The following is a 13,624-nucleotide window of genomic DNA, read 5'->3' on the forward strand; positions in this document are numbered from 1 at the left end:
TATGAACTGTGTTCACACCCGGTGTGACGCCTGGCCGGCTAATCCCACACACGTTTGCCGCTTAAGGTGACCCTGCACGGCCGTTGCGCAGACGGCCCATGACAACAACAAGCGAGCAACCGAGGTGCAAGCCGATGCGTGGCGATCAAGGCAATACAAACAACAAGCTGGGGACGGGCTTGAAAGGCAGGCAGGTCACGATGATCTCGATCGGCGGGGTAATTGGCGCCGGCCTGTTCGTGGGCTCCAGCAACGCCATCGTCACCGCCGGGCCGGCGGTACTGGTGGCGTACCTGATTGCCGCAGCGATCGTGGTGCTGGTCATGCAGATGCTCGGCGAGATGGCCACGGCGCGGCCAGACACCGGCTCGTTTTCCTCCTACGCCGACCAGGCCATCGGGCGCTGGGCCGGGTTTTCGATTGGCTGGCTGTACTGGTGGTTCTACGTGCTGGTGATCGCCATCGAGGCCATCGTTGCCGGCAACATCCTGGGTGACTGGCTGGGCTTGCCGCACTGGCTCACCGCCTTTGCCATGACCTTGGTACTGGTCTTGTGCAACAGCCTCAGTGTCGGTTCGTTCGGTACGCTGGAGTACTGGCTGTCGTTGTTCAAGGTAGTGTCGATCGTCAGCTTCATCGGGCTCGGCGTGCTGGCGATCCTGGGCCTGATGCCCGGCTCGGCCACCAGCGGCATCAGCAACCTGTACGCCAACGGCGGCTTCGCCCCCAACGGCAACGTGGCCATCGTCGCTGCGCTGCTGACCGCGATGTTCAGCTTCCAGGGCAGCGAGGTGGTGACCATCGCCGCCGCCGAATCACCCGACCCCAAAGCCAACATCAAAAAGGCCATCCGGGCCGTGGTGTGGCGCCTGGGCCTGTTCTACCTCGGCTCGATGTTCGTGGTGGTGTGCCTGATCCCGTGGAACGCCCCGGGCCTGGCCCAGGGCTCGTACCAGGCGGTGCTGAACGCGATGAACATCCCTTGGGCGCCGGGCATCATGAGCATCGTGGTGCTGGTTTCCGTCACCAGCTGCCTGAACTCGGCCATCTACACGGCGTCGCGAATGGTCTATTCACTGGCGCGCCGCGGCGATGCGCCCGACGCTGTTTCCCGCACCACCGCCCAGGGCGTGCCGCTACTGGCTGTGGCCCTGACCTCGGCGGCCGCACTGGCGGCGCTGGCCGCCAACTATCTGCTGCCGGCCCAGGTGTTCCAGTTCCTGCTGGCCACCAGCGGTGCACTGGCCCTGCTGATGTACCTGGTGATCGCCATCACCCAACTGTGCATGCGCCGCAAGCTGGTTGCCCTGGGCAGGCCACTGGCGGTGCGCATGTGGCTGTTCCCTTGGCTGACCCTGTTCACCATCGCCTTGATCGTCAGCGTGTTCGCCATCATGGCGGCGTTCCCCGGCCAGCGGGCCGAGTTGCTCAGCACCCTGGGGCTGACGGCCGTGCTGGTGGCCATCGGCGTCTACCTGCAAAAGCGCCAGCCGGCGCTGTCGGCCCAGCGCAGCGCCTTGCAGTTCGAGGCCTGCCAGCCGTGACCCCGCGTCACAGCAGCTGTGCCGAGCAAGCCCTTTTTCGCCCTGCAGCGCATCCCTAAGCTGCCTGCAACCCCGGCCCTGAACGGGCCGGGGATTCAAGAAACTCAACTGTGGAAGCCCTCATGAGCATTGCCCCCAAACCCGACGAACTGGCCATCCCCTATCAACTGCCGCAAGTACCGTTCATGTCCCCCGACATGGTCCACCCCGGTGTACTCGGCAAGTGGCTCGAAGACGACCAACTGTGGGTCCCGGTGACCGCTTCGGTATCGTTCAAGCCCTTGCTGCTGAGCGTCTCTGGCGGCTATTACATCAACCTGCTGCGGGTGCGCCAGAGCGGTGTGCTGTCGCGTCACCGCCACACCGGCGGCGTGCACGCACTGGTGCTCAAGGGCCGCTGGTACTACCTGGAGCACGACTGGGTCGCCGAGGAAGGCTCGTTCGCCTTCGAGCCACCAGGCGAAACGCACACCCTGTTCGTGCCGCAGGACGTCGAAGAGATGATCACCTGGTTCCACGTGCAAGGCGGTTACACCTATGTCGACCCACAAGGGGTCGCCGTGGGGTACGAGGACGTGTTCACCAAGCTTGAGGCCGCCCGCGCCCACTACAAGGCGCTCGGCCTGCCGGACGATTACATCGAGCAGTTCATTCGCTGAACGGCCACCACGCCACCCGACCCGCGTATCCCGATGCACGCGGGTTGCCACCCCGACGCGGCGCTGCCAGCATTCTGCTGATCACCGGAGGCAGAACATGGACAACTACTCACAACTGCTGGCCTTCCTCGGCGCTGCCGAACACGGCAACTTTTCTGCTGCGGCGCGTGCTTGCGGCATGACCCCGTCGGCCATCAGCAAGCTGATCTCGCGCCTGGAAGACCGCCTGCAGGTGCGCCTGTTTCAGCGTGGCACCCGCAGCCTGACGCTGACCGAGGAAGGTGCCGCCTACCTGGTCAGCGCCCGGGCAGTCAGCAATGCCATGGCCGAAGCCGACTCGCTGGCCGAAGCCTTTCCCACCCGCGTCAGTGGCACGTTGCGGGTCCACACCATGACCACCTTCGCCAAGCACCAGATCATCCCCTGGCTGCCGGAGTTCCTTGCCGCCTACCCGGGGCTGACCGTGGATATCCAGGTTGGCGCGCAGTTCAGCGACCAGTTCGACCAAGGGCTGGACGTGGCGATCCACAGTGGCGTGCTGCCCGACTCCTCGCGCATCGCCCGCAAGATCGGCCAGAGCCGTTGGATCCTCTGTGCATCGCCCGCCTACCTGGCCGCGCACGGCACACCTGCACACCCTGGGCAGCTGTTGCAGCACACTTGTTTTTCCTTTGGTTTCAGCAGCGTGTGGAACACCTGGGGGTTCGTGGTCGATGGCCAGGCCATCACCGTACCGGTGGTTCCCAAGGCCACGTTCGCCCAGGGCGACCTGCTGCGCGACCTGGCGCTGGGCGGCGCCGGCATCGTGCGCCTGGCGGAGTTTCATATTGGCCAGGACATCCAGGAGGGCCGCCTGGTCCCTCTGCTGCAGGCATACGCCCAGGACAGCGTCGAACCGCTCTACATGATCTACACCAATCGCAAACACCTCAGCCCGCGAATCCGCGTGTTCCGCGACTTTCTCGAACAGAAGCTCGCCAGCAGCCCGTGGAACACCCGCTGAGGGGACGAAATCCTGCCAGCAGAACCTGACCCGCCGTCAGCCCTGCTGCGCACCATTACACAGAGGTACTCATGCGCAATCTCGTAGGCGATGTTTCCAGCGCCGCCCGTATCCTGCCGGCACTCGACGGTCAGGCCCTGTTCATCCGCAACGGCAAAGGCCCGTACCTGTGGGATGACCAGGGCCAGCGCTACATCGATACCGCACTGGGCTTCGGCGCCGTACTGCTCGGCCATGCCGATGACAGCGTCAATGCGCAGGTGGCCCAGGCCCTGGGCGACTCCGCATCGCCCTCTTGGGCCCACGTGCGCGAACATGCTGCTGCCAGTGCGCTGGCAGCGCACACCGGCGCACTCAGCCGCGTGATCTTCACCAACTCCGGCAGCGAGGCCGTGCACCTGGCCTGCCGCGCTGCCCGCGCTTACACCGGGCGCGGGCGAATCGCCAAGATGGCAGCCGGTTTCGACGGCTGGTTCGACGATGTCAGTTTCGGCAACGTCGGCTCGCCCGAAGCCGCGTTCGCAAATGGCGAGCGCCCCTCGACAGGCCGTACCACACTGCTGCGTTTCAACGACTTCGACGATGTGGAGCGGTTGTTCGCGCAGGACCAGGACATCGCTGCCGTGCTGCTGGAGCCGATGCTCGCCAATGCCGGCTGCATCATGCCGGCGCCAGGTTACCTGCAGCATGTGCAGGCCGTGGCTCATCGCCATGGCGCACTGGTGATCAGCGACGAAGTGCTGATGGGCTTTCGCCTGCATGCCGGCCTGGCCAGCTTGCAGGCAGGCCTTGACCCGGACATCGCCAGCGTCGGCAAAGCCATCGGCAACGGCGTGCCGGTATCGGCCATCGTCGGCAAACCGCACATTCTGGCGGGCTTCGAAGAGGGCAAGGTGCTGCGCGGCGGAACCTTCAGCGGCAACCCGATGGCCTGCGCAGCGGTGCTCGCCACGCTGGCAACACTGGACAGCGCCGCTTACCCACAACTGATCGAGCGTGGCGAGAAGCTGCGCCACGCCGTGCAGGCGATCTTCAAGGCCCAGGGCATCACCATCAGCACCAGTGGCTACGGCAACGTGTTCGCCATCTGGCCATGCGAACGCGCGCCCTCCGATTATGAAGAAGCCGCCGCGTTCGCCGACGCCGCGTTCAGCCAGGCGCTGCACCTGGCGCTACGTGCCGAGGGCGTGCTGGTGATGCCCTCGCCGTATGGCCGTATCTACCTGTCGTTCGAGCACAGCGATGAAGTCGTCGAACAGATGAAGCACGCGTTCGAAGCGGCGGCAGCTCGCCTGGCTCCACGTTTTGCAAAGGGTGGCGTCAACACCCGATGACGTGAGGGTGCAGCACACAAGCAATCAGAAAGGCGCCTGCATGGGCGCCTTATCAATCGCACTGATGATCACTATCGAAAGACCCGCCTGTCGGCCTGGCAGACAGGCCCCGTATACTCCTCCCCGAATTCTCCCCGCTCCACGCGCCTGCTCAAGGCGACACTCCCCTTCTGGAACCCCGCACCATGTCAAATACCAGCCCGGCCCCAAGTGGCCTCCCCGAACACAGTCAGCAAAGCGTCAAACAGCAGTGGCTGGCGATACTCTCGGTCGCCGTGGGTGCCTTCGCTTTGGTAACCAGCGAGTTTCTGCCGGTAGGCGTATTGAACGATGTCGCCAGTGACCTGGGCATAAGTGCAGGCCACGCCGGCCTGATGGTCACCCTGCCCGGCATCATGGCCGCCCTCGCCGCGCCCTTGCTGTCGGTGGGCATCGGTGCACTGGACCGGCGCTATCTGCTGATCGGCCTGACGCTGATCATGATCATTGCCAATGCGGTGGTGGCCTACGCCAGCGACTTCAACCTGCTGCTGTTCGGCCGCGTTTTGCTGGGCATCAGCATCGGCGGTTTCTGGGCTACCGCCATTGCCCTGAGCGGCCGCCTGGCACCCAAGGGGGTGGGCGTTGCCCAGGCCACCTCGATCATCATGGTCGGTGTGACCCTGGCCACTGTGCTGGGCGTGCCGGTAGGCACCTGGCTCAGTGGCCTGCTGGGCTGGCGCATGACTTTTCTGGTCACCGCCCTGGTAGGCGTACCGGTGCTGCTGGCGCAGATCCTGCTGCTGCCGCGGCTCAACCCGGACAAGGCCATCCGCATCAGTGACCTGCCGGCGCTGTTCATCAACCCACAAGCCCGGGTGGGCCTGATTGCGGTATTGCTGATCGGCCTGGCGCATTTTGCCGCGTACACCTACGTCGCGCCCTTCTTCAAACAGAATTCCGGTTTCGATGGGCCGACCATCGGTTCGCTGTTGCTGCTGTTTGGCGTGGCCGGGGTGATGGGCAATATCTTTGCCGGTTTCGCCGCCAACCAAAGCGTGCGTCACACCCTGTTGCTGGTCGCGTTGATGATCGGCATCAGCACCGCCCTGTTCCCCCACTTCGCCACTGGCATGACTGGCGCGGCGATGCTGATCGCGCTCTGGGGCTTCGCCTTCGGCGCCTTCCCGGCCTGTGCCAGCATCTGGATGTTTGTCGTTGCACCCAAGGATGTCGAACGCGGCATGCCACTGTTCGTCGCCATGTTCCAGGTGATCATCGCGCTGGGCTCGTTCTTCGGCGGGCAGATCGTCGACCAGTTGGGCAGCTCGGTGCTGCTGAGTCTGGCCACGGCGCTGGTGGGCTGCGGGTTCGTCACGGTGCTGGTGCTGGGGCGCAGCGTCAGCAATAGCGCTGTGGCCGAGGCTTGCTGACAGGCAGGGTGCAATCACCACGAATTCAACGACATACACCTGGCATCCCGCGTTACCATTGACCCCTACCCGAAGCATGGAGCTACGCGATGACCCTGCATATCCACACCCCTCTGATCGAATCCCGCCCGCTGTCACTGGCCGCTGGCCGCTCGATCTGGCTGAAGCTCGACGCGCTTCAGCCCTGTGGCTCGTTCAAGCTGCGCGGGGTGGGCCATGCCTGCGAAGTGCACCATGCCCGGGGCGCCCGCCACTTCGTGTCCTCGTCCGGTGGCAATGCCGGCCTGGCGGTAGCCTACGCCGGGCGCCAGCTGGGTGTGCCGGTCACGGTGGTAGTGCCTGAGACCACCACCGAACGCGCCAAGGAACTGTTGCACCAGGAGGGTGCCAAGGTGGTGGTGCATGGCAGCTCGTGGCAGGAGGCCAACGCGTTGGCGCAAACCCTGGTCGGGCCGGACGATGCCTTCATTCACCCCTTCGATGACCCGCTGCTGTGGGCCGGGCATGCCAGCCTGGTGGATGAAGTTGCGGCAACCGGGTACAAGCCCGATGCGGTGGTGCTGTCGGTGGGCGGCGGCGGCCTGCTCAGTGGCGTGGTCGAAGGGCTCAGGCGCAACGGCTGGAACGATGTCCCTGTGCTGGCGGTGGAAACCGACGGGGCGGCCTCGCTGCACGCGGCGGTACAGGCAGGTCACCCGGTAGAGCTGGAGCGCCTCACATCGGTGGCGACCTCGCTGGGCGCCAAGCGTGTTGCCGACCAGGCCCTGGCGTGCGTGCAGGAGCACCCGGTGCACAGCGTTCTGGTCAGTGATCGCGCGGCGCTTGAAGCATGCGAACGGTTTCTGGCGGACCATCGGGTGCTGGTGGAGCCTGCCTGCGGGGCGGCATTGGCGTTGGCTTATGAGGCCGCGAAGCTGGACGGTTACCAGAATGTGCTGGTGGTCGTTTGTGGGGGGGCTACGGCCACGCTGAAACAGATTCAGGACTGGTTGAAGCAGGTCGCCTGAGGTTGCCTTCACGGCCCTGATCGCCGGCAGGCTAGCGATCAGGGCAGAGCATCACCCAAGCAATTGAATGATGCGCGGCGCCAGGTGCTCGCCCTCGATGTCAATGACCGCCACCGTGACCGGCAACTTGAACCGCCGCGGCCCGGCACTCCCGGGGTTCAGGTACAAGCGCCCTTGCCGCCAGTCGATCAATGGCTTGTGCGAATGCCCAGTGATCACCACGCGCACCGCCTCATCCAGTTCGGCCGGTACATCGGCAATGTCGTGCACCAGCAGTGTCTGCCACCCCTGCATGTCGAAGTATCGCTGATCGGCCAATCGAGCTGCCCAGGGCAGCGTCAGGTCGTTGTTGCCGCGCACCACCTGCACGGGCGCCAACGCCTGGAGTGCCTCAATGATTTCAGGCTTGCCGATATCACCGGCATGCACGATCAGTTCGCAACCGGCCAGCGCATCAAGCGCCTCGGGCCGCAGCAAGCCGTGGGTGTCGGAGATGACGCCAGTTTTCATTCATGGCTCCTGTGCGGGTCTGCTGCGTTGCAGCTACTCATCGGATTCTCCTTCAAATGCGCAGCCGGTGATTAGGATGGTCATACTGGCCTGTTCCAATGAGCTCGCCGCAATCGGAAAAATTCCGGCCTGTCGGCAACGACCTCGACGAAATGCATATCTCGCCCTTTCGGTATGCAGCAAGTGAAGGCACAATGCGTGTCCTTTTTTTGGCCGGCCTGGCCGGGGGCCTTTAAATGATCAAGACGCCGTATTACCTCATCGATAAAACCAAGCTGCTGAGCAACATGGAGAAGATCGCCTACGTGCGCGAACACTCCGGTGCCAAGGCTCTGCTTGCCCTCAAGTGCTTCGCCACCTGGTCGGTCTTCGACCTGATGCAGCAGTACATGGACGGCACCACGTCCTCGTCGCTGTACGAGCTCAAGCTCGGCCGCCAGAAGTTCGCCGGCGAGACCCACGCCTACAGCGTGGCCTGGGCCGACGACGAGGTCGAGGAAATGCTCGAGAACTGCGACAAGATCATCTTCAACTCGATCGGCCAGCTGCAGCGCTTCGCCGAGCAGTCCGAAGGCAAGGTCCGCGGCCTGCGCGTCAACCCGCAGGTCAGCAGCTCCGACTACCTGCTGGCCGACCCGGCCCGCCCGTTCAGCCGCCTCGGTGAGTGGGACCCGGAGAAGATCGAGAAGGTCATCTCGCAGATTTCCGGCTTCATGTTCCACAACAACTGCGAGAACGGTGACTTCGGCCTGTTCGACAAGATGCTGACGCACATCGAAGAGCGCTTCGGCCACCTGCTGCACAAGGTCGAGTGGGTCAGCCTGGGTGGCGGCATTCACTTCACCGGTGAAGACTATGCCGTCGATGCGTTCTGCGCGCGCCTGAAAGCCTTCTCGCAGACGTATGGCGTGCAGGTCTACCTGGAGCCGGGCGAAGCGGCCATCACCAACAGCGCCTCGCTGGAAGTGACCGTGCTCGACACCCTGTACAACGGCAAACACCTGGCGGTGGTCGACAGCTCGATCGAAGCACACCTGCTCGACCTGCTGATCTACCGGCTGAACGCCAAGATGGCCCCCAACGATGGCGAGCACACCTACATGGTCTGCGGCAAATCGTGCCTGGCCGGCGACATCTTCGGCGAGTACCAATTCGATCGTCCGCTGGCCATCGGCGATCGCCTGTCGTTCATCGACACGGCGGGTTACACCATGGTCAAGAAAAACTGGTTCAACGGTTTGAAGATGCCATCCATCGCGGTCAAGCAGCTCGACGGCAGCGTCGAAGTGGTGCGCGAGTTCGGTTTCGAAGACTACGTTTCCAGCCTGTCGTAAGACCGGCTATCAAGTAAGGAGCAAGGGATAAATTGAAGAAGAACGTTCTTATCATTGGTGCAGGAGGTGTCGCCAAGGTGGTGGCCCACAAGTGCGCGCAGCATAACGACGAACTCGGTCGTATTGCCATTGCGTCGCGGAACATCTCCAAATGCCAGGCCATCATCGACAGCGTCAAGGCCAAGGGTAGCCTCAAGGTACCCGCCGACATCCAGGCCTTCTCGCTCAACGCCCTCGATGTCGAGGCAACCAAGGCACTGATCCGCGAGACCGAATCGCAGATCGTGATCAACGTGGGCTCCGCCTTCCTCAACATGTCGGTGCTGCGTGCCTGCATCGATACCGGTGTCGCCTACCTGGACACCGCGATCCACGAAGAACCGGGCAAGATCTGCGAGACGCCGCCCTGGTACGGCAACTACGAGTGGAAACACCTCGAAGAATGCCAAGAGAAGAACATCACCGCCATTCTCGGCGTCGGTTTCGACCCGGGTGTGGTGAACAGCTACGCAAAACTGGCGCAGCAACAGTATTTCGACAGCATTGATTCGATCGATATTCTCGACGTCAATGCCGGGTCCCACGGCAAGTACTTCGCCACCAACTTCGACCCGGAAATCAACTTCCGCGAGTTCACCGGGCAAGTATGGAGCTGGCAGAACAGCCAGTGGACCAGCAACACCATGTTCGAGGTCAAGCGTACCGACGACCTGCCGGTCGTGGGTTCGCAGAACCTGTACCTGACCGGTCACGACGAGGTCCACTCGATCTCGAAGAACCTGAACGTGCCGAACGTGCGCTTCTGGATGAGCTTCGGCGAGCACTACATCAATGTGTTCACCGTGCTGAAGAACCTTGGCCTGCTTTCCGAGCAACCGGTCAAGACCGCTGAAGGCTTGGAAGTGGTGCCGCTGAAAGTGGTCAAGGCCGTGCTGCCTGACCCGGCTTCGCTGGCCCCGGGCTACACCGGCAAGACCTGCATCGGTGACCTGGTCAAGGGCACCAAGGATGGTCAGCCGCGTGAAGTGTTCATCTACAACGTGGCCGACCATGAAGAGGCCTACGCCGAGACTGACAGCCAGGGTATCTCCTACACCGCCGGTGTACCGCCAGTGGCTGCAGCCCTGCTGGTTGCCCGTGGCGAGTGGGATGCCAAGCGCATGGTCAACGTCGAGGAGCTGCCAGCCGAGCCGTTCCTCAAGGCGCTGGACGTCATGGGCCTGCCGACCCGCGTGAAAGATGAAAAAGGCGATCGTCCTTGGGACGCTGAAGCCTAAGCAGCAAGAGAAGGGGCGCCAACAGGGCGCCCCTTCTTTTTGTCTGCACCGGCCTCATCGCCGGCAAGCCGGCACACAGGAACACCACTGGCCTTCAGAGCAGTGGTTAGCCAGTGGGAGCCGGCTTGCCGGCGATGAGGCCAGCATTGATCTACGCCTACTTCCTGGCTTCCAGTATCAGGTTGAACGGTGTCTGTGTCGCCCGCCGGAACTGCGTGAACCCCGCCTCCTCGAACACCGCCCGCAAGCGCGCCTCCCCGGCCTGTGCACCCAGCCCCAGCCCAACCTCCTGGGACAACGAATTCGGTGTACAGATGAACGTCGACGCGGCATAGAACAGGCGACCGACCGGCGTCAGGTTGCCGTCCAGCGTGTCCTCGGCATAGGGTTCCACCAGCATCACCGTGCCGCCGGGCTTCAACGCCTGGTAGGCATGCCGTGCAGCGCCAACGGGGTCGCCCATGTCGTGTAGGCAATCGAAGAAGCACACCAGATCATGATCGCTGCCCGGGTAATCCTTGGCCGACGCCTGTTGGAAACTCACCCGCTGGGTCAAGCTGGCCTCACTGGCGCGTTCGCGGGCCGTGCTGATGGACGGCGCATGGTAGTCATAGCCGATGAAGGTCGATGCCGGAAACGCCTGAGCCATGACCAGCGTCGAAGCGCCATGCCCGCAACCGACATCCGCGACCTTGGCGCCGGCCTGCAGCTTGGCCACCACTCCGTCAAGCGCCGGCAGCCAGTCGGCCACCAGGAAGGTGCGATAGCCGGGCCGGAAGAAACGCTCGGTACCGCTGAACATGCAGGGGTGATGGTCGCCCCAGGCCAGCCCGCCATCACCGCGCATGGCAGCCACCAGCTTGTCCTTGTCGTGGAACAGCGCGGCCACCACCGCCGCGCCACCCGCCATATAGGCCGGTGAGTCCTCCAGCGCCAGTGCCATGGCCTGTTCCTCGGGCAGCACGAAACTGCCCTGGTCATGGACCATATAGCCGGACGCGGCCTGGGCGTTGAGCCATTCGCGCACCAGCCGTGGGTGGCAGCCGGTCCGGGCCGCCAGCACCTCGGGGGTGACCGGCTGACTATCAGCCATGGCCCGGTACAACCCCAGTTCGTCGCCGAGTATCACATTGGCCAGGGTCGCCGCAGCGCCCATGTCTCCCACCAGCTTGCCCATGAAATCCTGAAGCTTTGCCTCGTCCATGACCTGCCCTCCTCTGCAAGAAGGCCACCGTCAGCGAGGGATGTCTGATCCGGGGTCGCGGTGGTCGGATTAAGGTGTGAGAGCCCGCCGTTATGGAAACCGCAGCGGGCTGTTTGTAAGTTTAGATGTCCTGACTGAGCGGGTCGGAACGTTTGATAGGGCTGCTGCGCCACTTGCATTCAGTCCATTCTCAAAATACTGTATGAATATTCAGTATCACGAGACACCCCCATGCAGCTCATTGCCAAGCTTGGCATCCTCGCCGATGCCGCCAAGTACGACGCGTCCTGTGCCAGCAGTGGCGCGCCCAAACGCAGCTCGCGCGGCAGCGAGGGCCTGGGCGCCACCAATGGCATGGGCATCTGCCACAGCTATACACCGGACGGGCGCTGCGTTTCGCTGCTCAAGGTGCTGTTGACCAACTTCTGCCTGTACGACTGCCAATACTGCGTCAATCGCCGCTCCAGCAACGTGCCGCGGGCACGTTTCACGCCCGAGGAGGTGGTGCGTCTGACCCTGGATTTCTACCGGCGCAACTGCATCAGCGGCCTGTTCCTGAGCTCCGGCATCATCCGCTCGGCCGACTACACCATGGAACAGTTGATCCGCGTGGCGCGCCTGCTGCGTGAGGAGCACAACTTCCGGGGTTACATCCACCTCAAGACCATCCCCGACGCCGACCCACTGCTGATCGAGGAAGCCGGGCGCCTGGCCGACCGCCTCAGCGTCAATATCGAACTGCCCACCGATGCCAGCCTCAAGCGCCTGGCACCGGAAAAACACGCTCACACCATTCGCCAGGCCATGGGCGTGATCCACCAGGGGCAGCAAGCCGTGGCGGGCGAACCGAAGGCACCGCGTTTCACCCCGGCCGGGCAAAGCACCCAGGTCATCGTCGGCGCCGACGCCACTGACGACAGCACACTGCTGCGCAACGCCGAGTCGCTGTACCAGGGTTACGGCCTCAAGCGCGTGTATTACTCAGCCTTCAGCCCGATACCCGACAGCCCCGGCAGCGTGCCGCTGGCAGCCCCACCGCTGCTGCGCGAGCACCGCCTGTACCAGGCAGACTTCCTGTTGCGCGGCTATGGCTACAAAGCGGGTGAGTTGCTTGGCCAGGAGGGTAACCTGGCGCTGGACATAGACCCCAAGCTTGCCTGGGCGCTGGCCAACCGTGAGGTGTTTCCGCTGGATGTGAACCGTGCCGAGCCCGCACTGTTGGCACGCATCCCCGGCATCGGCCTGCGCAGTGTGCAGCGGCTGGTGGCGCTGCGCCGTGAACGGCGCGTGCGCTACGACGACCTGATCCAGCTGCGCTGCGTGCTCGACAAGGCCCGGCCATTCATCATCACCAGCGACTACCGCCCAGGCCAGGCGGAGCTGCGCAGCGGCCTGCTGCGCGAGCGCCTGCGTGAACCACAGGCGCCGGTGCAGATGGGGTTGTGGGGGTGATCGCGCTCGACTGTGACGAGCACTTCAGCACCTGGCGCGACCAGGCCCGCACGCTGCTCGGGCACGGCATCGACCCGGCGCAAGTGACCTGGTCGCAAGGGCCGATCGACGACCTGCTGGCGGTGCCTGCCCCCCTGCCAGACGGGCCCGGCCCGTTCCGCGCCAAGGTACCGGCAGCGCTGTTGAGCCTTTTGGAACAGGCATCGCGCTACCGGGGCGAGCAACGCTGGAACCTGCTGTACGAAGTGCTCTGGCGCGTGGCCCACGGTGACCGCACGGCAATGCTTGCGGGCGACCGCCTGGGCAGTGAACTGCACCGGCGTATCAAGCAGGTCAGCCGTGAAGCACATCACCTGCATGCATTCGTGCGTTTCGTACCCTTGCCGCCAGCACTTGCCGAGCAGCTGCAATTGGACCTGGTGGCCTATCACGAGCCGGCCCATGACATTCTGCCCAGTGCCAGCGCGCACTTCGCCGACCGCCTGGGGCGCCAGCGCTGGTTGATCGCCACACCGCAGGACGGTATTCGCTTCGACGGCCAGGGTTTCGATTACCAGCGGCACTGCCCGGACGCCTGGCGGCAGTGGGCGCGCAATGCCGATGACCCGGGTGCCGAGCTGTGGCGGACCTACTACCGCCATACCTTCAACCCCGCCCGCCTCAACCCGGATGCCTTGCGCCTGCACATGCCGGGGCGTTTCTGGCGACATTTGCCCGAAGGCATGCTGATCCCGCAACTGGAAGGGTTGGCGCGCCAAGGCAAGCAACGTGATGGCCAGGCTGCGGAAGTGGCTGTGCAGCAGGGCAAGACGATAAACCGCACTGAACCCTGATCCCCTCTGCACGAAGCCGCCCGGCCACCGCCACAAATGTGAAAAAAAGGTAAAA

General features: G+C 63.9%; 12 protein-coding genes. 10 read left to right on the forward strand and 2 right to left on the reverse strand.

Features of this window, described 5'->3' with window-relative positions; all coding sequences use genetic code 11:
* Positions 1-134 precede the first annotated feature (134 nt).
* From ACMGGN_RS11535 to ACMGGN_RS11560, 6 genes are all read left to right on the forward strand, one after another.
* Positions 135-1,544 carry an amino acid permease gene (locus ACMGGN_RS11535; RefSeq protein ID WP_414156785.1) on the forward strand — a complete coding sequence of 470 codons (1,410 nt, stop codon included), beginning with the start codon at positions 135-137 and terminating at the stop codon, positions 1,542-1,544.
* A 122-nt stretch (positions 1,545-1,666) separates the two neighbouring features.
* Complete coding sequence (locus tag ACMGGN_RS11540) at positions 1,667-2,203, forward strand: 2,4'-dihydroxyacetophenone dioxygenase family protein (RefSeq protein ID WP_046785581.1); 537 nt, start codon at positions 1,667-1,669, stop codon at positions 2,201-2,203.
* 97 nt (positions 2,204-2,300) lie between these two features.
* On the forward strand, positions 2,301-3,206 hold the full coding sequence (locus ACMGGN_RS11545; RefSeq protein ID WP_046785582.1) for a LysR family transcriptional regulator: 906 nt from the start codon (positions 2,301-2,303) through the stop codon (positions 3,204-3,206).
* A gap of 71 nt (positions 3,207-3,277) precedes the next feature.
* Positions 3,278-4,540, forward strand: coding sequence for an aspartate aminotransferase family protein (locus ACMGGN_RS11550; protein WP_414156786.1), 1,263 nt, complete (start codon positions 3,278-3,280; stop codon positions 4,538-4,540).
* Positions 4,541-4,725: 185 nt separating this feature from the next.
* Positions 4,726-5,952, forward strand: coding sequence for an MFS transporter (locus ACMGGN_RS11555; protein WP_414156787.1), 1,227 nt, complete (start codon positions 4,726-4,728; stop codon positions 5,950-5,952).
* 89 nt (positions 5,953-6,041) lie between these two features.
* Entirely contained in the window at positions 6,042-6,959 is a 918-nt protein-coding gene (locus ACMGGN_RS11560) for a pyridoxal-phosphate dependent enzyme (RefSeq protein ID WP_125922874.1), read from the forward strand.
* A gap of 51 nt (positions 6,960-7,010) precedes the next feature.
* Here ACMGGN_RS11560 and ACMGGN_RS11565 read toward each other — a convergent pair whose 3' ends face one another.
* Positions 7,011-7,469 (reverse strand): metallophosphoesterase family protein, encoded by a 459-nt coding sequence (locus tag ACMGGN_RS11565; RefSeq protein WP_046785586.1) that lies wholly within the window; start codon positions 7,467-7,469, stop codon positions 7,011-7,013.
* A 236-nt stretch (positions 7,470-7,705) separates the two neighbouring features.
* Here ACMGGN_RS11565 and ACMGGN_RS11570 point away from each other — a divergent pair, with 236 nt between their 5' ends.
* Both ACMGGN_RS11570 and ACMGGN_RS11575 read left to right on the forward strand, forming a co-directional pair.
* Positions 7,706-8,803, forward strand: a complete 1,098-nt coding sequence (locus ACMGGN_RS11570) for a carboxynorspermidine decarboxylase (protein ID WP_414156788.1) — start codon at positions 7,706-7,708, stop codon at positions 8,801-8,803.
* Between the two features lie 32 nt (positions 8,804-8,835).
* Positions 8,836-10,080 (forward strand): saccharopine dehydrogenase family protein, encoded by a 1,245-nt coding sequence (locus ACMGGN_RS11575; protein ID WP_039602482.1) that lies wholly within the window; start codon positions 8,836-8,838, stop codon positions 10,078-10,080.
* Positions 10,081-10,237: 157 nt separating this feature from the next.
* On the opposite strand, the gene ACMGGN_RS11580 is transcribed toward ACMGGN_RS11575, so the two are convergent.
* Positions 10,238-11,284: a class I SAM-dependent methyltransferase gene (locus ACMGGN_RS11580; RefSeq protein WP_115275161.1), complete on the reverse strand. Its 1,047-nt coding sequence runs from the start codon at positions 11,282-11,284 to the stop codon at positions 10,238-10,240.
* A gap of 231 nt (positions 11,285-11,515) precedes the next feature.
* On the opposite strand from ACMGGN_RS11580, the gene ACMGGN_RS11585 reads away from it, so the two are divergent.
* Positions 11,516-12,736, forward strand: a complete 1,221-nt coding sequence (locus tag ACMGGN_RS11585) for a putative DNA modification/repair radical SAM protein (RefSeq protein WP_115275162.1) — start codon at positions 11,516-11,518, stop codon at positions 12,734-12,736.
* On the forward strand, positions 12,727-13,569 hold the full coding sequence (locus tag ACMGGN_RS11590; RefSeq protein ID WP_174141410.1) for a TIGR03915 family putative DNA repair protein: 843 nt from the start codon (positions 12,727-12,729) through the stop codon (positions 13,567-13,569). Before ACMGGN_RS11585 ends, ACMGGN_RS11590 begins: the two co-directional genes overlap by 10 nt.
* Positions 13,570-13,624: the final 55 nt, after the last annotated feature.

The sequence above is a fragment of the Pseudomonas sp. BNK-30 genome (assembly GCF_047456185.1).
Taxonomy (GTDB): domain Bacteria; phylum Pseudomonadota; class Gammaproteobacteria; order Pseudomonadales; family Pseudomonadaceae; genus Aquipseudomonas; species Aquipseudomonas putida_E.

Coding starts and splice junctions, on each gene's coding strand:
- ACMGGN_RS11535 (WP_414156785.1), top strand. CDS start 135: ATGCGTGGCGATCAAGGCAATACAAACAACAAGCTGGGGACGGGCTTG.
- ACMGGN_RS11540 (WP_046785581.1), top strand. CDS start 1,667: ATGAGCATTGCCCCCAAACCCGACGAACTGGCCATCCCCTATCAACTG.
- ACMGGN_RS11545 (WP_046785582.1), top strand. CDS start 2,301: ATGGACAACTACTCACAACTGCTGGCCTTCCTCGGCGCTGCCGAACAC.
- ACMGGN_RS11550 (WP_414156786.1), top strand. CDS start 3,278: ATGCGCAATCTCGTAGGCGATGTTTCCAGCGCCGCCCGTATCCTGCCG.
- ACMGGN_RS11555 (WP_414156787.1), top strand. CDS start 4,726: ATGTCAAATACCAGCCCGGCCCCAAGTGGCCTCCCCGAACACAGTCAG.
- ACMGGN_RS11560 (WP_125922874.1), top strand. CDS start 6,042: ATGACCCTGCATATCCACACCCCTCTGATCGAATCCCGCCCGCTGTCA.
- ACMGGN_RS11565 (WP_046785586.1), bottom strand. CDS start 7,469: ATGAAAACTGGCGTCATCTCCGACACCCACGGCTTGCTGCGGCCCGAG.
- ACMGGN_RS11570 (WP_414156788.1), top strand. CDS start 7,706: ATGATCAAGACGCCGTATTACCTCATCGATAAAACCAAGCTGCTGAGC.
- ACMGGN_RS11580 (WP_115275161.1), bottom strand. CDS start 11,284: ATGGACGAGGCAAAGCTTCAGGATTTCATGGGCAAGCTGGTGGGAGAC.
- ACMGGN_RS11585 (WP_115275162.1), top strand. CDS start 11,516: ATGCAGCTCATTGCCAAGCTTGGCATCCTCGCCGATGCCGCCAAGTAC.